We start from the raw sequence: 21,434 nt of genomic DNA, 5'->3' as shown, positions 1-21,434 counted from the left end.
AAACAAAAGTCAATCGATTGCGTTATTTGCGCAATCGATTTCGTGACACCGTTTTTTTGTTCCCATAAAATATCCCTCTAATTTAATGGGCTGAACCAGTCAATCAAATACTAAACTGACAGACTCAACTTTACTAACTATTTAATTATGATTTCAAAATTTACAAGTAACCAAAAGGTAAGCCTGCTTGCTATTGCTCTTCTTGTTGCGTCTTCGCAAAGTTTGTGGGCCGCAGAAACGCCAATTGCATTTAAACATAAAGCAAACGAGGCCACTCAGAACCAAGTTACCGGGAAAGTAACCGCAGAAGATGGTCCTCTTTCGGCTGCGACTGTTTCGGTCAAAGGTACATCGGTATCGACATCGACAGATGCAAAAGGGACATTTACAATTCGAGCGAAAGCCGGTGATATTTTGCTTGTTAGTAGCGTTGGCTATAAAACTAAAGAAGTAACTGTTACAGGGACGACCCTGTCAATTCAGCTCGAAAGTAACAATGAGGCTTTGGAAGAAGTTGTTGTTGTGGGATTTGCCAAACAAAAGAAAGTAAATCTAACTGGTGCTGTACAGGCGATCACGTCAAAGGATCTACAGGACCGTCCCGTTACCAATGTATCCTCAGCGATCCAGGGTAAATTTTCGGGTGTAACAATTACTCAAAATTCAGGACAGCCCGGTAAAGACAACGGTACGATCCGAATCCGTGGCCTAGGTACTATCAATAATGCAAATCCGCTTGTTATTGTCGATGGAATAGAAAGCTCGATGAATAATATCAATCCCAACGATATTGAAAGTGTTTCGGTATTGAAAGACGGACCTAGTGCAGCAATTTATGGATCTAAGGCTGCTAATGGGGTTATCCTGATTACGACCAAAAAAGGGGGAAGTGGCAAACCGCAATTGAATTATACAGGCTATGCTGGTATTCAGGATCCAACACGTCTACCAGAATATATGAACTCTTATGACCATGCTGTCATCTTAAACGAGGCTCTTAAAAATGAATGGAAGACGCAGCGTTTCTCCCAGCAGGATCTAGAACTTTTCAAAAATGGATCTGATCCGGACGGTCATCCCAATACAGATTGGTTAGGGTTGTTGTATAAAGGGTCAGGTTTCCAGCAATCGCATAATTTGCAGGTTACAGGAGGAACAGAAGATGTGCAGTATATGGCTTCCGGAGGCTATCTAGGGCAGAAAGGTGTTATTAAAGTTGCGAGTTCGGACCGGTATAATTTACGCACAAATGTGGGGGCAAAAGTGTCTTCAAGGCTTCGATTTGATTTAGGGCTGGCGTATAACTATCAACGTATTACCGAACCCATAAACCCTTATACAGGTGACATGGCACAGATCTTTAGACAGGTAAATCGTATTCCTAGTTTTATTCCATACAAATATAGCAATGGTGTGTATGGTCGTGGTAGCGACGGTAACCCAATCGCTTGGATGGATCTGGAGGCAAAGGACAATATGATCAATAAACATACGCAGGTCAATTTCTCCGGTGAATTTAAGATTATGGATGGATTGAAGATCAAACAAGTTGTTGGCTTTCAACCGATCGACAATATGTCTTCCAAATTCGTCAAAGACATCCAATACTATGCACCGAACGGTGATTTGGGACCTAAGCAAGGGGTGAATAATCTGACTGTTTACAACTTTCAATCTGAACGATTGACTTTTCAAACCTTGTTGACCTATGATAAAAAGATTGGTAATCATCAAATCAATGTCTTAGGCGGTTTTATGGATGAAACATTCCGTGCAGATTACTCCAGTGCTTATGCGCAAGGGTTTTTGAATAATGATTTTTCGGAACTGAATTTAGGTAGCAAGGACGGAATGAAAGTCGACGGGGGAGCAAAAAAGTTAATTTTACGCTCTTTCTTCGGTCGTATCAATTATGCATTTGCGGATAAGTACCTATTGGAAGCCAATGTGAGACGTGACGGGACATCGCGATTCTTGGGAAGCAATCGTTGGAGTACTTTTCCTTCGTTCTCAGCAGGATGGCGTATTTCTCAGGAAGATTTCTTTAAAGAATCTTCTTTGTCTGATGTAATTTCAGAATTGAAATTAAGAGGTGGTTGGGGTAAACTCGGAAACCAACAATTAGCGGCAACATCAGATAATTCATATCCTTCTTCAGACGCTTATTATCCAGGCTTATTTACCATTTCTCCTGGCTATAATTACTCCTTTGGCGGTGAGATTAGTTCTGGCGGAGCTATCGTTGAATCAGCAAACCCAATATTGAAATGGGAGTCAACGACAAGTACTAACATTGGTTTGGACCTGAACTTCAAAAACAATTTGGGCTTTGTATTTGAATACTTTGACCGTAAAACTGATGGAGTATTGTTAAAACTGCCCGTATCGAACTTATATGGTCTTCCCGCGCCTTACCAAAATGCAGGGAAAGTACAAAATAATGGGGTTGAGCTCCAAGTGAACTATCAAAATAGTATTGGTGATTTTAAATATAGCATTGCCGCAAATGGTTCTTATATTAACAACCAGATCAAAAAATGGGCAAGCGATGAGCCACAGGTTAATGGAACTTTTTATATCTATGAGCAGGGCCGACCAATCCGTTCGTTTTATGGCTACGAAACAGCAGGAATCTATCGTTCGGATGAAGAATATAAAAACAGTGGCATTCAAGGCGTAAATGGAACTGTAGGTGCTGGTGATATTATCTATAAAGATCAGAATGGCGATAAAAAAATCGATGGAAATGACCGTGTATATCTAGGTTCGCCTGATCCGAAATTCATCTTTGGTCTGACGTCCAATATGAGTTATAAAAACTTTGATCTGAGCCTATTCTTCCAAGGGGCCGCTAAAGTACAGGGCTATCTTTGGGGTGAAGCCATTGGCGGGATCTCGGGATCTGATAAACCGACAACCATTTTTGCAGATCGTTTCAATGCAGAGACCAATCCAAATGGATCGATGCCGAGGGCATTGACCAGTTGGTCACAAAATAGTCCTTCAGGCACTCCTTCCGATTTTTGGATACAGAATGCAAGTTATGTCCGCTTGAAGAACATTACCTTCGGTTATACCTTACCAAAAACGTTTACGGATAGAATCGGTATTAAAGGGGCCAAGGTATACTATAGTGGGCAAAACCTCTTGACTTTTACTGGTTTTGCTAAAGGATTTGATCCGGAGGCTCCAGCGGATTCTAGAGGTAATTACTACCCACAAGTGAAAACAAATGTGTTTGGTCTTAACGTAAACTTTTAATTGAAAATCATGAAACTTAGAAATATAACGATCGCATTGAGCGTAGCCACCTTATTGTTCTCTTGTCAAAAACTCGATCAGGAACCGTTGGATGCATATAATGCCGATAATTTTTGGAAAACGGAAGCAGAAACCGATTTTGCTGTAACAGGTTTGTACAGCGGTACAAGGGGAAGCGACGGTAAGCTGGCCGAAGGATCTGCTTGGGAAGACGGTACACAGATCTTTTACATGGACTGTACTTCGGATAACTCCAATAGTGATTTCCCTTGGGAAGGATTCCAGGCTTTGGGAAATGGGACGGCAACACCGACAAACTCTGGAAACGCAGAGGCACGCTATACGTACGAGCATATCCGTCGTGCTAATTATATCCTTGAAAATATTGAAAAATCGCCGGTTAATGCTGAAAAAAAGAAACGGCTGACCGCTGAGGTACGCGTCATACGCGCATATAAGTATTTTGATATGGCGACCTTATTTGGGGGAGTACCTATCATTACGAAAACTTTGACCACAGAAAATTCGTTCGTGCCTGCAAATACGCAAAAAGAAGTATTGGAATTTGTGGAAAAAGAATTGAAAGAAGCTGCAGCAGATTTGTCGTTTGCTAAGGGAGGCGGGCGGATGTCAAAAGGTGCCGCCCTTGGTTTGTTGGCTCGCTGTTATGCTTTTGAAAAGAAATATCAGGATGTCATCAATACAACACAGGAGATCATCTCTTCGGCTAATTATAAATTATTCGATGATTATGCAACCCTATTTGAAGAGGCAAATGAAAACAACAGTGAGGTTATGATGAATATCGAATATTTGGTAAATATTCAAGGATATACTTCACTTGGTATTATGCTGCCCAATTCCATGGGCGGATGGGGGTCTATTGTACCAACACAGAGTCTGGTAGATGCTTACGAAACTGCCGATGGAGAAACTATTGGCGAGTCGAAATCCTATAACCCTGCCAGTCCATATGAAAAAAGAGATCCACGCCTGGGCGCAACAATTGTTTACCCAGGAGCACTGTATAACGGTAAATATTTCGATCCATTGGATCCGAAATCGGAAGATTATCCATCTGGTCCAGATAATGCATCTAGCACAGCTTACAACTATAAAAAATACATCCAAAATCCGAGCAGTTATGCGAACATTTGGAACGTGGGTACCAACATTATTGTGATGCGTTATGCTGAAATGCTTCTGTTAAATGCGGAAGCAAAGATTGAATTGGGGATCATTGATAATAGCGTATATGACAATATCGATCTGGTTCGTCTACGCGCAAAGATGCCAAAAGTAGATAAAGCAGTTTACAGTGGTCAGAGCAAACTGCGTGAGTTGGTTCGTCGCGAGCTGCGTGTAGAATTCGCAGGAGAAGGACGCCGTCGCTTTGATATTATTCGTTGGGGAATAGCCAAAGATGTGATGAACGGTCCTGTCAATGGCGCGCTGTCAAAAGGTGCGGTGGATCCTAAAACAGGCAAGGTTACTTACACGTCGCTAACGGACCGTTTTTTCTCTGAAAATAGAACGTTCAAAGCTGGAAAAAATGAATTGTGGCCAATTCCGCAAGCTGTAATCGATAACAGTAAAGGAACGTTGAAACAAAATGTAGGGTATTAATTTTCTCCTGCTATATTTTTTACGAAGCAAGCAAGCAAGCAAGCAAGCAAGCAAGCAAGCAAGCAAGGCGGTTATGTGATACACTCACTTAACCGCCTTTTTGTAGTTATAGGGCATTTCTAATTTTTTTTGTATAATTTTTTTGTGGAAAAAGAAAAAATGATCATCTTATGTTAAAATGTATTCTACTTTAGCGTGACACGCAGTAGATAGATCAATTATGAATTATATAAGCTGAAATGCATGAGAGGTGTTTTATGTGCACTTGCGATAACTACAGTTTTAATTTTATCGTTTAATAAGCTTGTCTATAATGATACGCCCATGGCGAATCATGCAACATTATTAACCGAAGTGAATCGCCATAAAAAAGAAATCAAAAGTATCTTGATGACCGATAGTAATTTTTCGGATCTACGCTTTTTTGATGCTACGCTAAAAAATAATAGAATTTTGATGTTGGGTGAAATGCTGCACAATGATGGCGAAACTTTCAAAGCGAAAGCCAGACTCATCCGTTATCTGCATGAGCATCTCGATTATGACGTAGTTTTATATGAGGCAGGGCAATATGATATGTGGATGATGAATGCACAGATGGATACCCCTACGAGTCGGTCTCAAGTAAAAACGGTCGGCGGTATCGGTCTATTTGACTTTTGGTGGCAAAATGAGGAAAATCAACTGCTCTTAACTTATTATAAAAATACGAAAACATCCCAGAATCCTATTTCTCTCGGTGGGTTTGATATTCAGTTTTCGGGTAGGGAATTGTCTGATAAGCGGGCGAAATTATTAGAAGATTTCTTAGTCAAAAATGGGATTGATTCAACCAAGTATCCTTTATTGAAAAAAAATAGAAACAAACTGGAATACCTGACATATGAACGTTTTGCCAGCAAGCAGCTCGATGCGGACCAAAAGAAACAGTTTTTAGCAGAATTGGATGCATTGAGCCGTGTGATCAGCAGGGGTGTAAAAGACAATGAGCACCTGATCTATAGCCGATACCTGTCCGATATGAGAAATAACTTTGACAAATCTTGGCGCTATAAATCAGGATCAATGCAGAGCATGCATTTTAGGGATTCCCTGATGGCAGAAAATCTATGCTATCAGATCGATTCGCTTTACGCCGGCAAAAAGATTATCGTCTGGTGTGCCAATATCCATAGCTTTTCTGCTCCATACAATAAAGATTATTGGCCGCTTGGGACTTATCTAAAGCGTAAATATGGCGCCCAAGCATATAGCCTGGACTTTACTTCCTATGGACGATACGATAAAACTGGCCGTGTTGTCGATAAAGTGGGTAAGTTGGCGGTGGAAAATGTATTTCATGCTACCAAATCGCCTTATTTCTTTTTAGATCTTCGGGAGTTGTCCAACAATAGTATTTTAAAACAGAATTTTAGTTCAGTCATCAATCAAGGGATTGATGAAGATAGAAGGTGGCACGACTTTATCGACGGCATTTTCTATATCGATATCAATAAAGATCCAATTTACCGGTAACACCAATGGAAAGTATCCTCACAAAACAACTTAGCTTTAAAATAGGCGCGAAAACAATCCTGGATAACATCAGTCTGCAGGTACCAGAAAAGGGTATTTATGGCTATCTCGGGCGAAATGGAGCCGGAAAATCGACAACAATCAAGCTACTTTTAGGTCTTTTGGAGGACCGGACAGATGCGATTTTTATTCAGGGAAATAGTCTTAGGACAAATCGAACACGTATCTATACGAATGTTGGAAACCTGATCGAATCGCCTTGTTATTATACTAAGTTAACCGTTTTTGAAAATTTAAAGTATTTGGATATCATTCATAAAAAAGGGAATAAACGCATTGATGAAGTGTTGGAAATGGTTGATCTTCATCGGGAGAAAAAGAAAAAAACGAATGCTTTGTCTATGGGTATGAAACAGCGGTTAGGGATTGCAATGGCGATATTTCATGATCCCCAATTACTCATTCTGGATGAACCATTAAATGGTCTCGACCCACAGGGTATTGTGGAAATGCGCAACTTGTTTTGTCACCTCAATGAACAGGGTAAAACGATCTTTCTTTCAAGCCATATTTTGAGTGAGCTTGAAAAAATAGCAACACACATTGGTATCATAGAAGGAGGAAAAATGATTTTCCAAGGAACTAAGCATGAGCTGCTGGGACAGGTTGACCGAGAAGTGTTCTTACGGACATCCAATCCTGCTGCAACAGTTTCTATTTTGCAAAATGCAGGTTTTTCTACGGTTAACTTCGATGGCGAAGACGTTGTCGTCAGTATAGGGGATGATCAACAATTTGATTTTGTGATCAAATCTTTGGTTGAACAGCAGATTGCTATTTATGGGCTGGAATCCCGTGGTGCTGACCTTGAACAAATTTTTATAAACCTAATCGCTCGTGCAAATGACTAATACATTTTATACTGCTTTTTTGTCTGAAAAGTACAAACTTCTTCGTAACAGGGAAATTTTTGGGGTCTTGATCGCACCTATGCTGCTTATTTTTGCGATTAGCGCTTATATAATCTATGACATTGTCAATTCCGGTGGTGCCAGCGCCATTCCAAATCCCTGGAAAGTCTTATTGGGTCGATATGTATTTCAATTTTTTTATTTACTCTATCCCATTCTTGTCGCTTTGTTTGTATATGCTTGCTGTGATGTGGAGTATAAGAATAACAATTATAAAATACTCTTTACTGTGCCCATCAGTAAATCGAATATTTTCTTTTCCAAAGCGACCTTTATTCTACTAACATTACTTTTTTCAATTCTTTTTGCGTACGCTGCATTTTTGATCAGCGGCTATCTGCTCAGTCTGATTTATCCCGTCCTTGGTTTCCAGAATTACGACTATAGGCAGGTGATTTTTTATACATTTCTGAAGCTTTTCATTACCTTATCAGCTATTGGGATGATCCAGCTGGCTTTAAGTCTATTGTTCCGAAGCTTTATTTACCCGATTGGGGTGGGGATGTTTATGTTGGTGTTTTCAGTGCTGGTGGCGCAAAAAAGCTTTTCGGATTTTATACCCTATACGGGTGCTTATAATGCGGTCATGAACATCCTATCCGAAAATGACTCATTTGCACGGCTCGATTACTGCAACATGGTGATGGTTATTGTATTTCTATTGATCAGCTTTTATCTATTTAAACGAAAGGGGCAGTTTTAACGTTTCGTTCGTGCATGCCCACTGATCGGCTATTTTTTGTCAAATTCTTTTTTATAGGCGCTTGGTGACTGTCCATATTTCCTTTTAAAGGCCGACGCGAAGTAAGATGCTGATGAAAAGCCGACACTACTAAATATTTCGTTGATGGTTAGACCCTCAGCCATCAGGCTTTTGGCTTTCTTTAATCTTCGTTCCACAATATACTCATTGACACTGCAGTCGAGCAGCTGTTTCACCTTACGATAGAGCTGAACGCGTGAGAGATGGAGGTCGTTGGCAATCCCGTCGACGCTTAACCGCTGATCCGATAACTTGGATTCGACAATGGCGGAGAGATTGTTTAGGAATCTTCTGTCGCTATCGTTGACCTGTTCGGCTTGAGTACGCTCAAACTGTTCGACGTTGCTGCTATATTTTTCTTTAAGCTGATGACGCGATTGAAGAATATTTGAAATACGTATCCGCAGCAGTTCGGCATTGAATGGCTTAGTAATATAGTCATCGGCCATTAATTTGCTCCCCTCAAGCATGGTCTCCTCGTTGGCAAGTGCACTCAGTAAGATGACGGGAATATGTGCGGTCTGATAAAAGGCTTTGATGTCTTTCAAAATATCCAGTCCGTTTCCATCAGGAAGCATAATATCGGTGATCACCAGGTCTGGAAAATGTGTCTTCATCATACTAGTGGCTTGCTGGGCATCCTTCGCCAGAAACAGGTTGTAATCCTGTTCCAATAACGAGCGGAGATAGTCTCTGATTTCATCATTATCTTCGACGATCATAATGCTCTTCGATTTGTTGGATCGAAAAGAAAGATTGTTGTCTACCACCTTTGCTGTCGTGTCCAGTAGATCTTGTTGCTGAAACGATGGTTTTTCTCCACTGTCGAAACCGGCCAGTTCAGCAGGTTCATAATGACCATTCCCAATTGGCATGCGGAGGGTGAAGATCGATCCATGGCCGGGCTTGCTGCTCACGGTGATCTGGCCATGATGCAGTTCGACGATCTGTTTGCTGTATGCGAGTCCGATTCCGGATCCGTTACGGCTGCCGGCTCCTTGGTAAAAAGGATCAAAAATATGCTCAATATCAACCGGCGCAATTCCCAGACCATTATCCAATACGCGTAGATAAAAATAGTCCTTGAAATTGTTTTCTTCTAGTATAATTTCAATTCTGCCGCTTGCTGAAGTATGTTTGATCGCATTGGATAATAAGTTGGATAGGACCTGTTCCATGAGGTATTCGTCCATCCAAACCTCTTTCAAACTTGTTTTGTTGACATAACTGACCGAGATTCTGTTTTTCTTAAATAGCGGTTTGAAACTACCTATTACCTGCTGGATGAATGGATCGATATAAACGATAGACGCATGTAACCTAATTTTTGATTTACTGATTCGGTGGATATCAATGAGGTCGGTAACCAAACGCTGTAGTTTTTTTGCATTCCGCTTGACGCGCGACAACTGTTCTTTGACTTCTTCTGGCAGGTCTTTTCGTAATTCAAGGTCCTCGATAGGCGCTATAATAAGCGTCAGCGGTGTTTTAAATTCATGTGAGATGTTGGTGAAGAAATTATTCTTGATTTCTGCCGCTTGCTGGATCTGACTATTCATCTCGACGATCTGTTTTTGTTGCGCAAGGATCTCACTATTTTGGATTTCCAGATGTTTGTTCTTTTCCCAGTTGCTCCTGATCACGATAATAGAAATGCCACCAAAGACAACAGCAAGCACCAAGCTAACGACCAGTACATTAAGAACCGACTTTTGACTTTGGTAAATCTTATTCTGTTCCGTAATGAATTCCTGTCTTTTGTCTATATCGAGCTGCTGTTGCTTTATTTTATCCGACTGCAGGGCAAGCAACTCCGCGTTGGTTTTATCGATGACAGAGGTTGCGAGTATATTCTCGCGGCGGTAGTTTTGGTGGTTGATGATAGCCAAGGCCGTTCGAATGGCTTCGGCTCCGCCAGTGGGGTAGAGTATGGAAGCGAACATTTTGCCCTGTATGATCTGTTCAAGGCCATTTCCGGGACCAGGAAGGGCATCAACACCGATTATCTTAATGTCCTTTTTGATCTGGGCTTCGTCCAATGCTTTTTTTACCCCCATGGCCATCTGATCATTGAAGGTGAAGATGATATCACTCTGGATCATTTGGTCTATATGCTTACGCGTTTCCAAATAAGCTTTGTTTTTTTCCCATCCGCCGTGAATGATTCCGCTCGTTCGAATCCCTTTAGCATCTCCAATTTGCTGCATAAAGCCTTTTTCACGTTCTATGGAGGCGGATGTGCCCGATAATCCAGTAACCAGGCCGATCGAACCATTGTTTTGTAAAATGGTGCGGCTATACTGGCCCGCCAGTTTTCCGATAGCAAGATTGTCTGCCCCCACATAGGCATTATATTGGCCTGAGGATGTCTTACGGTCAGTTACGATGACGGGTATATTGCGTTGAAATACCGAATCTACTATAGGGGTAAGGGGCTCGGCCTCATTTGGCGATACAATCAGAAGATCGATATCCTGTTTGACTAATTCCCGAATTTGATTAATCTGGACATTATTGTCGCCATGGGCATCTCGATAAAGAAAGTCAATATCCGGATTGAAGGAAAGTTCCCTTTTCATTTCTTCGAGCATGGTTTGTCGCCAGGCATCATTTCCGATACACTGTGAAAAAGCAATAATCCGCTTTTTCTTCTGGACCATTGGTTGACATCCACAAAAAAGAAGCAGGATCAATATGCCACCATAAATGAAATATTTTCCCATGATTTTTTTCCCTTCAATATCCGAATATACATTATTTAGTTTTTTTAGGCTAACCTCGTCTTTGTTAGTGTATTCTTTACACTGATATGGAAACTTTCAAAAATGTATCATTTTCTAAATTTTCTGTTTAAAAAGTGAAAGTTTTAAAAAGTAATACTAGTGTAAGTTTCAGATTTTTAGTGTTTTAATGTTTTTTAAAAAATGTTACATAAATAAATGTTTTTGCGAAGCTCAAATTTAAGTTAAGATGAAACCAGGGTTAAATTTGGATTAATCAATTATAGATCATAACATGAACAAAAACACGGTACTAGCTTGGTCCTTTGTAGTGGCTTTAGGCGGATTTTTATTTGGATTTGATACAGCGGTTATTTCAGGAGCAGAAAAGGCCGTGCAGGAACACTGGCATTTAAGTGAGTTTCAGCATGGATTGACCATGGCCATTGCATTGATCGGAACAGTTGTTGGAGCAGCGCTGGGTGCACTGCCTTCAGATAAGTTGGGGCGTAAGAATACTTTATTTGCGGTTGCAGCTCTTTACTTTATCTCAGCAATAGGCAGCGCATTGGCGAATGACTGGACGATATTTATTTTATTCCGCTTTTTGGGTGGTATAGGCGTTGGCGTCTCTTCGGTAACTGCACCAATCTATATATCGGAAATATCTCCGGCGGCATCGCGTGGAAAATTGGTCGGACTTTTCCAGTTCAACGTCGTATTGGGGATTCTGATTGCCTATCTGTCCAATTACTTTATCGGTCAGGTAGGGGAGGAGTCCTGGCGTTGGATGTTAGGCGTACAGTGTTTTCCGTCGTTATTATTCTTCGGTCTGATCTTCCTTATTCCGGAAAGTCCAAGATGGTTACTGCTGCACAGGGGTAATTTAGCTGAAGCAAAACGAATTATGAAAAAAATCAACTCGGATGGTTACGAGCTGGAGATTTCAAAAATTCAGGAGTCCAAAAACAATACAGCAGGGGAGGGCAAACTCTTCGTTCGCGAAAATGTCAACCCTATTTTATTGGCCTTTTGTTTTGCGCTGTTCAATCAGGTTTCAGGTATTAACGCAATTATCTACTATGCCCCCCGTGTATTTGAAATGGCCGGCTTGGGCTCACAGAGTTCATTGCTTTCAACAGTTGGGATCGGGGTTGTCAATTTTATTTTTACGTTGCTGGCGATCAATTTCATCGATAAGGTCGGTAGAAGAAAATTAATGTTGGTGGGTTCGATTGGACTGATTGTTTCTTTGGCACTCGTTTCCCATGCTTTTTATACCAATCAAACGACGGGTTTTGCGATCACCATCTATCTGATGAGTTTTATTGCCTTTTTCGCATTCTCGCAAGGCGCTGTGATTTGGGTGTTTATTTCGGAAATTTTTCCGAATGATGTCCGTGCTAAAGGACAGACATTCGGCAGCTTGACACACTGGGTGATGGCGGCAATTATTACCTTTTGTTTTCCTGCATTGACGGAAATGCTCGGCGGGGGCGGTACCTTCTTGATCTTTGCCCTATTTATGGTTTTACAGCTTATCTATGTGCTTAAGTTTATGCCGGAGACAAAAGGGAAGTCACTGGAAGACCTTGGGCATACCATCAATCTACATTAGTCTTTAGCTGGACTAAACGAATAGGCGTCGGAGTAGCCATGGCGCGACTGGCGCCTATCGAAAGCTATTTAATCAATGACATTATGATAGCAAGTCGTGTGTATCTATTGTCAACATTGAACTTAAAGGGAAATATAATAATCAATTCGTTACATGGCTTTTGGCGCTCGGCCGAAGCTTTGTGAAAAAAGAAGAAATATGAAAAACGGAGAAAAATCAATACAGGGTATTTGTTTTGGAGAGGTACTTTGGGACAATCTTCCTACCGGTAAAAAATTGGGCGGTGCACCGTTGAATGTGGCTTATCACCTCAATAAACTGGGCGTTACGACGCGTATGCTAACACGCATAGGGCGTGATGAAAATGGTTATGAACTACGTAAGGTATGTGAGGATCTGGGCATTCCGACCGATTTCTTCCAGTATGATGCGTTGTTACCGACCTCAACCGTAGAGGTTTCGATCGATGCTAAACGCGATGTGCATTACGATATCGTTTATCCGGTAGCTTGGGACAGAATAGCAGTGGATAGTGCTGTTCTGGAAGCAGTTGCAACGGTGGATTTTTTGGTATATGGAAGTCTAGCCTGTCGGGATGAAGTAAGCTTCCAAAGTTTGCTGTTATTGCTTGAAAAAGCCCGCTTTCGGGTGATGGATGTCAACCTGCGTACACCTTATTTTGGTCCTGAAAAAATACATAAGTTGTTGGCATACGCTGATTTTGTGAAAATGAATGCCGAGGAACTGCATGTTATTTCCGACTGGAATGGCGCTACGGAAGCCTATACCGATCAGCAGCGTGTAGACTTGATCATGGCCCGTTTTGCAATTCAGGAGGCAATTGTAACCTATGGTGCAGATGGAGCCGTGTATCATTATAAAAAAGATAATATCAGTTATCATTTCCCGGCCTTGAAAGTTCAGGTAGAAGATACAATCGGAAGTGGTGATTCGTTTTTGGCGGCTTTCCTCACCAAAAGGTTTCAGATGCAGGAGGGTGTTCAGCTGGAGGAAGTACTGGAATTTGCGGCGACCTTAAGTGGGTTTGTGACACAGAGCCGGGGGGCTTGTCCTGAATATAACGATGAGGTCATCAATCGATTCCAATGGTTGCATCCGATCTTCAATGGAGGCCAGAAGCAACAGTAAGTATACTGCTTCTTAAAGAAGCAGTATACACGCTATCATCATAAAATAATCAATCTAAATAATTAACCATTTACGCATAACCAATTATGTTTACAAGACAGAAAGCAATGCTGCTCCCGTCTTTGGCACTTTTTTCTGTTGTCGCATTTGCGCAGCAGACTGAAATCCGGGGAAGAATTACGGATAGTGGAACAGCAGCACCTATAGTGGGGGCATCTTTAGTGGTGAAGGGAACCACAATAGCTACCAAGACAAATGAAAAGGGAGAATTTGTCCTCCAGACATCGGGCAATCAGGGCACATTAGAAATAAGTTATGTCGGCTATGCCACGCAGACAATAGCTGTTGCCGGAAGAAAGTTCCTCGATATTCAGCTTACGAGCACCGAAAAAGGACTGGATGAAGTGGTCGTTACGGGATATCAAACCGAACGGAAGAAGGACTTGACTGGCGCAGTGAGTGTTGTGAATGTTGCTGAGATGATGAAGGCTCCAGAAAATAACCCGATGAAAGCCCTGCAAGGAAGGGTAGCCGGTATGACTGTAACTTCGGATGGTAGTCCAAGTGGAGCGGCAACAGTGCGTATGCGCGGAATCAGTTCGATCAATAGTAGTCAGGATCCCTTGTATGTCATTGATGGAACCCCCACACAGGGCGGAATGCACGAACTCAATTCGAATGATATCGAAAGCATTCAGGTTTTAAAGGACGCTTCTTCGGCGAGTATCTATGGCTCGCGTGCAGCCAATGGTGTTATTGTCATCACCACGAAAAAAGGAAAGCTAGGTGCCCCTAAACTTACAGTAGACGCCTACGCCACCGGTACGCATTTTAATAATCGCATGAAAGTGCTGGACGCACAACAATATGGTCGTGCCCTATGGCAGGCAACAATCAACAGCGGTGGCAATCCAAATGGAAACAATATTGGTTATCAGTTTGAATGGAATAACGATGCGAATGGCGTGCCTCAGCTCAATACTGTTTTTGTTTCCAAGTATATTGATCGTGAGCACACCATGTATGCTTCAGATACCGATTGGTTTAAGGAAGTTTCGAAACCAGGATTGCAGCAGTCATACAATGCGACATTGAGCTCCGGAACAGAAAAATCCAGCTCCTTTTTCTCCTTAGGTTATTTGCACAACAATGGCACACTCCGTTACACGGATTTCCAGCGAATATCCGCCCGGATGAATGCTGACTATAAACTGTTTGATGGGAAACTGGTTGTTGGAGAGAATTTTACGGTAAACAACACGGGTGAAGTGCAGGTCCCCGGCGATGTACTTGACCTTTCGTTGAAAGCTTTACCGATTATCCCCGTGCATACGGTAGATGGAATGGGCTGGGGGGGACCAGCATTAGGAATGAACGACCGTCATAATCCCATGCGTGTACTTTACGACAATAGAAATAATAAATACAATTATTGGCGTTTGTTTGGGAATGCCTATGCCGATCTACAGCTGATAAAAGATCTGCATGTTCGAACCAGTTATGGCCTGGATTACAGTAATTTTTACAAACGTAACCTGGAAGTATCCTATCGTTCGGGATTTATGAACAGCAGCCGCAGTGGCGTTAATATGGAGCAGTCTCATGGGATGAAGTGGACTTGGTCCAATACAGCGACTTATCGGAAGGCAATCGACAAACATACAATAGATGTGCTTGCTGGTATCGAAATGAACCGTCAGAATGATATTAATTTTAACGCCTATACCGCTGGTGATGGTGCATTTGCCATAGAAACACCAGAGTATATGTGGCCAGGTGTGAGTACGGGGACAGCGGCAGTAGGAGGTGGCTCTACAGGCTTCTCGCTGCTATCCTATTTTGGAAAGGCCAATTATTCCTATGATGACCGTTATCTGGCTTCTTTCACCGTACGCCACGATGGCTCTTCCCGCTTCGGTAAAAATAACCGCTTTGCCACTTTTCCAGCAGTAACGGCAGGCTGGCGGATCTCTTCTGAACGCTTTATGGCAAGTACAAAAAATTATATTTCTGACCTCAAGTTACGTGTGGGATGGGGGCAGACAGGCAACCAGGGTATTGGTAATCTGGCTACCTATGCCCTGTTCGTCCCCGAATATGGTGTTGCTGATCCAACATGGAATATCGTGGACGGTACAGCATACGATCTATCGGGTGCAGGAACGGGAAAGTTACCATCGGGATACCGCAAAATCCAAACGGAAAATAATGATCTGAAATGGGAAACTACCACGCAGACGAATATAGGCTTGGACTTTTCATTGTTTAATCAAAGTCTCTATGGTTCGATTGACTGGTATGTTAAAGCAACCAAAGATATGTTGATCAATCCAGCCTATATCGGTGTGGTCGGAGAGGGCGGTTACCGTTGGGCGAATGGTGCCTCCATGGAAAATAAAGGTTTGGACGTATCGGCCGGATATCGTAATAAAACAACCTTTGGATTGGATTATGATGTAATGGCTGTGTTCTCGACCTATAAAAACAAGGTGACACATTTACCCGAAGCAGTAGAAAACTCCTATGGTGGTCGTCAAGGAGACAATATTATCGGCCGGCCGCTAGGGTCATTTTATGGCTATGTCACCGACGGCATTTTTCAGAATCAGGACGAGGTGGATGCGCACGTCAATCAGACCGGTAAAGGGATAGGGCGTTTACGTTATGTCAACGTCTATGATGCGGACAAGCAGATCACCGATATGGACCGTACTTGGATTGGTAGTCCTCATCCTGATTTTTCTTATAGTTTGAACATTGTGCTAAAATATAAAAGCTTTGACCTATCTGCGTACTTTCAGGGGGTACAGGGAATAGATGTTGAAAACTGGCTGAAAAAGCAAACGGACTTCTGGAGTGTGGACGACGTCAATTCCAATAAAGGTGTACGTCTGCTCAATGCCTGGACACCACAAAATCCAACGTCAACGATCCCGGCCTTACAAACAACAAATAACAACGACGAGGGCCGTCTGTCAAATTACTTTATCGAGAATGGATCTTATATGAAGCTCCGGAATTTGTCTCTGGGCTACACTTTGCCAACAGCAACCGCCGCACACCTACGTATGAGCCGATTAAGGATTTATGTAACTGGTCAGAATCTATTTACCGTTAAATCAAAAAATTTCACCGGTGTGGATCCTGAAAATGTAGGTTGGGGTTATCCAATTCCAACCACGTGGACAGCTGGGGTAAATATTGGATTTTAAAATGGGAGCGAAATAAGGCGATACACTTCTAAATAATTTATACGGATGAAAAAAATAACCACTAAAATAGCGATATTCATGGTTCTTGCTGGACTACTTCCAGGATGCACCAAATTTTTAGATCAAACACCCAATGGTGTACTGAGCTCCGATCAGGTTAAGGAGCCCGAACGATTATTGACAGCTACCTATGCGGCATTGGGTAACGATCATTATGATGTTCCTTTTAGCTTATGGCCCTATGGTACGGTTCGGTCGGACGATGCTTATAAAGGCGGATCGGGACCACAGGATATCCAGACCTTTCATTTCCTGGAGGTCTCCAATAACATTACAACCAATTTTGCAGAGTTGGATAAATTGTGGTTTCAGTTGTACGTTGCGATTTCGCGTGCCAATACCACGATCAAGACCATACAGGAGATGGATAATTTCGATGGGAAGGAAGAAAAGCTGGGTGAAGCACGCTTTCTACGCGGTCATTTTTACTTTATGCTAAAGATCCTTTTCAAATATGTACCTTATATTGATGAAAATGTCGCAGTAGACAGCTATGAAACCGTATCGAATAGGGCCTTGAGCAACGATGCGCTATGGCAAAAGATTGTGGATGATTTTCAGTATGCTGTAGATCATCTCCCGGCTGTACAAACGGAGGTCGGGCGTGCCAACCGTGTTGCTGCTGCGGCATATCTTGCCAAAACCTATCTCTATAAGGGATACCGTCAGGACAATGCCGAACGTAATGTGGTGACGGGCATCGATGCCGGAGATTTGGAAAAAGTTGTACAAAATACGGATGTTGTACTTTCATCCAATCATACGCTGGAAACCGACTTTGCTTTTAACTTCTTGCCGGGCAAATATGAAAATGGGACTGAAGCCCTGTTTTCAGTTCAGTTTTCAAAGGATGACGGGACAAAATTTGGGCGTGTTAATTTTTCTGATGTGCTATCAGTACCTATGGGCGTAGGTTGTTGTGATTTCAATAAACCGAGTCAAAGCCTTGTCAACGCGTTTCGCACAACGGGTAAAGGTCTACCACTGGATAACTACAATGCGTTGAATAGCTTTAATACCTCAGAAAAGTACGATCCACGGTTATTCCATACAGTTGCAATTCCGGGCTTACCTTACAAGTATAGTAGCAAAAGAACGTATGAAGAAAGCTGGAACCGTAACCCGGCAGAATATTCGGTTTACGCCTCATTGAAAGAGAATGTAGATCCCGATTGCGATTGTTTTGTCCCGATGGTACCGTTCTATGCCAATACAAAAAATCGAATTGTATTGCGCTTTGCCGATGTGCTGTTGATGCGGGCAGAGGCGCTTATCGAGCTGCATCGTTCGGCTGAAGCACTGCCATTGATAAACCAAGTACGTACGCGGGCAAAAAATAGCACTGCACTTACGGGCTATGCAAATGATAAAACCCTGATCGAAACGTACAAAAATGGAGATAATATTGTATGGAACGAAGAAAATGCCCGGAAGGCGTTACGTTGGGAAAGACGATTGGAGCTTGCGATGGAAAACGGAAGATTCTTTGATTTGGTACGCTGGGGAATTGCAGACCAGGCCATGAATGCCTATTATGATGCGGAAAAGTCACGTCGATCTTATTATTCTTCGGCACATTTTACTGCAGATAGGAACGAATACTTGCCGATTCCTGAAGCACAGATCAGATTAAGTAAATATCTGTACAAACAAAATCCAGGCTATTAAATAAGCATTTATTGTTGAACGATTAGCATAACCAATTATTCCAATGCACACATTAAAAAATACGATAAAAGTAGGGATTACTATCCTGCTTATCTGGCTTATTGCTGCCTGCAAGCGTGATGCCGATAGCACACTCAATTTGAACGCAGATGTAGAGGTACTTTCCTTCAAGGTCGGTAATACCGCTGGAAAAATAGATCCGGCAAAAGGTACCATTCTTGTCATGGTTCCTGAAGGCACAGATCTTTCAGCGGTGGCTCCGACGATTGAATTGCCCAATAATGCCAAGGTTTCTCCAGCTTCAGGTATCGCCCAGAACTTTTCATTTTCTGGAACAACACCAATTACTTACCGCGTGTTTAATGGAAATCTATTCAACACCTATCAAGTAACCGTCAAAGAAATCAAAGCGGAAATAACGGCATTCCATATCGGAGAAAAAGCTGGGATCATCGATCAGAAAAATAGAAGCATTAAAATTTACCTACCCCTGGGGACAGACCTGAAGAACTTATCACCTGCGATAGAATTTACAGCTGGCGCGAGCATAACGCCCAATCAGAGTGGCCCCGTGGATTTAAGTTCTCCGATAAAATACAGCCTTGCGTATATGGGGCAGACGTTCCAGTATACGGTAACAGCGATTTTGGGCACGGAACCCAAACAGATCCTGATGATTTATAATGGCGAAACAAGCGTTCCACATTTCGACGGGTTAGGGGTGAGCGCCGTAGATTCACCTTATCCCAACCCGAAAACTACGGGAATTAATGCAACACCGTTCTGTGCGTCTTTTGTCCGGGATAATAAAACGGGCGAAGGCTGGCATGGTGGTGCGCTGTGGAATGCAAATAAAGTGACTATCAATCCGGCAGAATATGGCCGTTTTTCCATTATGATATTGAAGGATGTAGCGGGAGATGTACAATTGGAGATTCAATCGGATGGTGAACAGCAAAAAGATTGGTTGCGGGCTAATTACGCAAAGGAACATGTTGGGGAGTGGCAAGAGTTGGTTTTTCAGATTCCTGCTGGAAGAAAGGCTATCATCAACAATATACTTGTGATGCCGCATGAGCATCCTAATGGACAGCCCGTGGCATTTCCTACCCAACGGATGTACTGGGACGAATTGAAAGCATTACCTAAAGAATGATCGAATACAAATAAAACAAGCGATGATAGATTATAAGGGATTAATAGAAAGATTTAAATCATGAGACCAAAAATGTATTTGCTTCCGACAGTATTCTTGCTCAGCTTGTTGACAAGTTGCAAGAATAGCGACGAGCGTTCGACAGTGGTAGATAAGCCCATAACAATACAACCTGTGGACAGTTCTACGGCTTGTATTTCGGGGCAGGAGGCTGGCCCATATCAACGATTCTATAGGCCTCAGCAGGGGTTTGTGGGCGATCCCATGCCTTATTACAATGCCAGCGATAAAAAGTTCTACTTGTTTTATCTCTATGAGAACGCCAACAGGCACCCGATTTATAGCACGCGAACAAGTGACTTTGGAACATTTGAGGGCTATACCGAAGTATTGTCGTCGGGCGCTGTGGGGAGTCAGGATGAATGGATCGGAACAGGAAGTTTTATCAAAAAAGGAACAGTGTATTACTGTTTCTATACAGGTCATAACAGTGTTTTTACTCCAGCAGAAAAGATCATATTGGCTACCTCCACTGATTTAATGAATTGGACCAAGCAACCAGCTATGGCACTGCAGGCTGCGGTGGGCTATGATCGAAATAATTTTCGGGATCCGCACGTTTATTGGGATGAAGGCCGTAATGCCTACGTGATGCTAGTCACGACGCGAAAAGACGGAAAAGGAATCCTTGCACGTTATCAGTCAACCGATTTAAGCAGTTGGTCGATGATTGAACCGCTCGTTGCGACGACAGGGACAGTGGAAAAATATGGCATCGAAACAGATGCTGAACTATTGGAATGCCCGGATCTATTTAAAATGGGCAATAAGTGGTATCTGTTGTTTTCGCGGATCAACCGGGATGAACATCGCAAGACATTTTATCGTATTGCGGATTCTCCGGATGGTCCCTGGATGATCTGTCGGGATGCCGAAGGACATCATGAAACCTTTGATGGACTTTATCTCTATGCTGGCAAGACGGCTAGCGATGGTACAACACGTTATCTTTCGGGTTGGTGTTCAACGGGACAAACCGTCAATAATAACAACGAACTGCCCTGGGCTGGAAATCTAATTTCCCATCAGTTGGTTCAGGGAACGTCAGGACAGTTGTATTCTAAAATTCCGGAGGCCCTAAACAGTAAATTCAATAAAGAAGTCGCCTTTGAAAAACTGAGCAGCGTTGGTCAAGTTTCTGAGTCGAATAAAACCTATCGTTTGTCAGCTCAATCAGGGGGAAGAAGCTATGCGCTGTTTAACCGAAATACGTCGACCGTAAAAATGACAATGACTATTGATGCTTCGCAATCCAATCAATTTGGTTTTTCATTTGGAGCATGTGATGATCCGACCGAAGTGTATAGCATTGCTTTTGACCTGACTTCATCCAATCGTTGGAATATGCCGGCCCTGCTTATGAATAAGGAGGCTCGAAATGGTGGCGGAAGTAAAACAGCACTCAATTTTACACCACTCACCGTACCGGCCAATCGGATTTTTAATCTGAAAATTAGTATTGAAAAGTCTATCTGTGTCGTGTATGTGAATGATCGTGTTGCTTTTACCAACCGGATCTATAAAATGGATCAAAATCCATGGACTATTTTTGTGGATCAGGGAACTGTTACAGTGAATGGGTTGAAAGTTGAAAAATCTTCCTGATAATTTATAAGATATTTGCTTATTGAAGCGAACAATAATCGGATTATAAA

Annotated in this window: 12 protein-coding genes; 11 read left to right on the top strand and 1 reads right to left on the bottom strand. The window is 42.3% G+C overall.

The window, feature by feature from the left end:
• The first annotated feature begins 147 nt into the window (after positions 1–147).
• The 5 genes from BGP15_RS09380 to BGP15_RS09360 all read left to right on the top strand — a co-directional run bounded on the left by BGP15_RS09380 (position 148) and on the right by BGP15_RS09360 (position 8,076).
• A complete protein-coding gene (locus BGP15_RS09380; protein WP_286769330.1) occupies positions 148–3,261 on the top strand; it encodes a SusC/RagA family TonB-linked outer membrane protein in 3,114 nt (1,037 codons plus the stop codon).
• 9 nt (positions 3,262–3,270) lie between these two features.
• Positions 3,271–4,887, top strand: a complete 1,617-nt coding sequence (locus tag BGP15_RS09375) for a RagB/SusD family nutrient uptake outer membrane protein (protein ID WP_286752946.1) — start codon at positions 3,271–3,273, stop codon at positions 4,885–4,887.
• Between the two features lie 324 nt (positions 4,888–5,211).
• Complete coding sequence (locus BGP15_RS09370; protein ID WP_286769329.1) at positions 5,212–6,402, top strand: erythromycin esterase family protein; 1,191 nt, start codon at positions 5,212–5,214, stop codon at positions 6,400–6,402.
• Between the two features lie 5 nt (positions 6,403–6,407).
• On the top strand, positions 6,408–7,313 hold the full coding sequence (locus BGP15_RS09365) for an ABC transporter ATP-binding protein (RefSeq protein ID WP_286769328.1): 906 nt from the start codon (positions 6,408–6,410) through the stop codon (positions 7,311–7,313).
• On the top strand, positions 7,306–8,076 hold the full coding sequence (locus BGP15_RS09360; protein WP_286769327.1) for an ABC transporter permease: 771 nt from the start codon (positions 7,306–7,308) through the stop codon (positions 8,074–8,076). The genes BGP15_RS09365 and BGP15_RS09360 overlap by 8 nt, the downstream gene beginning before the upstream one ends.
• Positions 8,077–8,105: 29 nt before the next feature.
• On the opposite strand, the gene BGP15_RS09355 is transcribed toward BGP15_RS09360, so the two are convergent.
• Positions 8,106–10,859: a hybrid sensor histidine kinase/response regulator transcription factor gene (locus BGP15_RS09355; RefSeq protein WP_286769326.1), complete on the bottom strand. Its 2,754-nt coding sequence runs from the start codon at positions 10,857–10,859 to the stop codon at positions 8,106–8,108.
• Between the two features lie 292 nt (positions 10,860–11,151).
• Between BGP15_RS09355 and BGP15_RS09350 the strand changes: the two genes are divergently transcribed.
• The 6 genes from BGP15_RS09350 (at position 11,152) to BGP15_RS09325 (ending at position 21,384) form a co-directional block, all read left to right on the top strand.
• Positions 11,152–12,474, top strand: coding sequence for a sugar porter family MFS transporter (locus BGP15_RS09350; protein WP_286769325.1), 1,323 nt, complete (start codon positions 11,152–11,154; stop codon positions 12,472–12,474).
• A 198-nt stretch (positions 12,475–12,672) separates the two neighbouring features.
• The gene (locus BGP15_RS09345; RefSeq protein ID WP_204990784.1) at positions 12,673–13,623 is read left to right on the top strand and encodes a carbohydrate kinase family protein; all 951 of its coding nucleotides are present in this window, start codon (positions 12,673–12,675) and stop codon (positions 13,621–13,623) included.
• 86 nt (positions 13,624–13,709) lie between these two features.
• A complete protein-coding gene (locus BGP15_RS09340) occupies positions 13,710–16,835 on the top strand; it encodes a SusC/RagA family TonB-linked outer membrane protein (RefSeq protein ID WP_286769324.1) in 3,126 nt (1,041 codons plus the stop codon).
• Between the two features lie 45 nt (positions 16,836–16,880).
• Positions 16,881–18,563 (top strand): RagB/SusD family nutrient uptake outer membrane protein, encoded by a 1,683-nt coding sequence (locus tag BGP15_RS09335; RefSeq protein ID WP_286752939.1) that lies wholly within the window; start codon positions 16,881–16,883, stop codon positions 18,561–18,563.
• 43 nt (positions 18,564–18,606) lie between these two features.
• Positions 18,607–19,719, top strand: a complete 1,113-nt coding sequence (locus BGP15_RS09330; protein ID WP_286769323.1) for an SGBP N-terminal domain-containing protein — start codon at positions 18,607–18,609, stop codon at positions 19,717–19,719.
• Positions 19,720–19,779: 60 nt separating this feature from the next.
• Positions 19,780–21,384 carry a glycoside hydrolase family 32 protein gene (locus BGP15_RS09325; protein ID WP_286769322.1) on the top strand — a complete coding sequence of 535 codons (1,605 nt, stop codon included), beginning with the start codon at positions 19,780–19,782 and terminating at the stop codon, positions 21,382–21,384.
• Positions 21,385–21,434 lie beyond the last annotated feature (50 nt).

It is taken from the genome of Sphingobacterium sp. 40-24, from assembly GCF_001899705.1.
Taxonomy (GTDB): domain Bacteria; phylum Bacteroidota; class Bacteroidia; order Sphingobacteriales; family Sphingobacteriaceae; genus Sphingobacterium; species Sphingobacterium multivorum.
The sequence above is the reverse complement of the archived record's forward strand: the minus strand, read 5'-3'. Positions and strand labels throughout refer to the sequence as shown.

Bases quoted from the DNA above. Each gene is read 5' to 3' on its own strand.
- BGP15_RS09340 (WP_286769324.1), top strand. From the start codon at position 13,710: ATGTTTACAAGACAGAAAGCAATGCTGCTCCCGTCTTTGGCACTTTTT.
- BGP15_RS09330 (WP_286769323.1), top strand. From the start codon at position 18,607: ATGCACACATTAAAAAATACGATAAAAGTAGGGATTACTATCCTGCTT.
- BGP15_RS09370 (WP_286769329.1), top strand. From the start codon at position 5,212: ATGGCGAATCATGCAACATTATTAACCGAAGTGAATCGCCATAAAAAA.
- BGP15_RS09350 (WP_286769325.1), top strand. From the start codon at position 11,152: ATGAACAAAAACACGGTACTAGCTTGGTCCTTTGTAGTGGCTTTAGGC.
- BGP15_RS09380 (WP_286769330.1), top strand. From the start codon at position 148: ATGATTTCAAAATTTACAAGTAACCAAAAGGTAAGCCTGCTTGCTATT.
- BGP15_RS09375 (WP_286752946.1), top strand. From the start codon at position 3,271: ATGAAACTTAGAAATATAACGATCGCATTGAGCGTAGCCACCTTATTG.
- BGP15_RS09325 (WP_286769322.1), top strand. From the start codon at position 19,780: ATGAGACCAAAAATGTATTTGCTTCCGACAGTATTCTTGCTCAGCTTG.
- BGP15_RS09345 (WP_204990784.1), top strand. From the start codon at position 12,673: ATGAAAAACGGAGAAAAATCAATACAGGGTATTTGTTTTGGAGAGGTA.
- BGP15_RS09335 (WP_286752939.1), top strand. From the start codon at position 16,881: ATGAAAAAAATAACCACTAAAATAGCGATATTCATGGTTCTTGCTGGA.
- BGP15_RS09355 (WP_286769326.1), bottom strand. From the start codon at position 10,859: ATGGGAAAATATTTCATTTATGGTGGCATATTGATCCTGCTTCTTTTT.
- BGP15_RS09360 (WP_286769327.1), top strand. From the start codon at position 7,306: ATGACTAATACATTTTATACTGCTTTTTTGTCTGAAAAGTACAAACTT.
- BGP15_RS09365 (WP_286769328.1), top strand. From the start codon at position 6,408: ATGGAAAGTATCCTCACAAAACAACTTAGCTTTAAAATAGGCGCGAAA.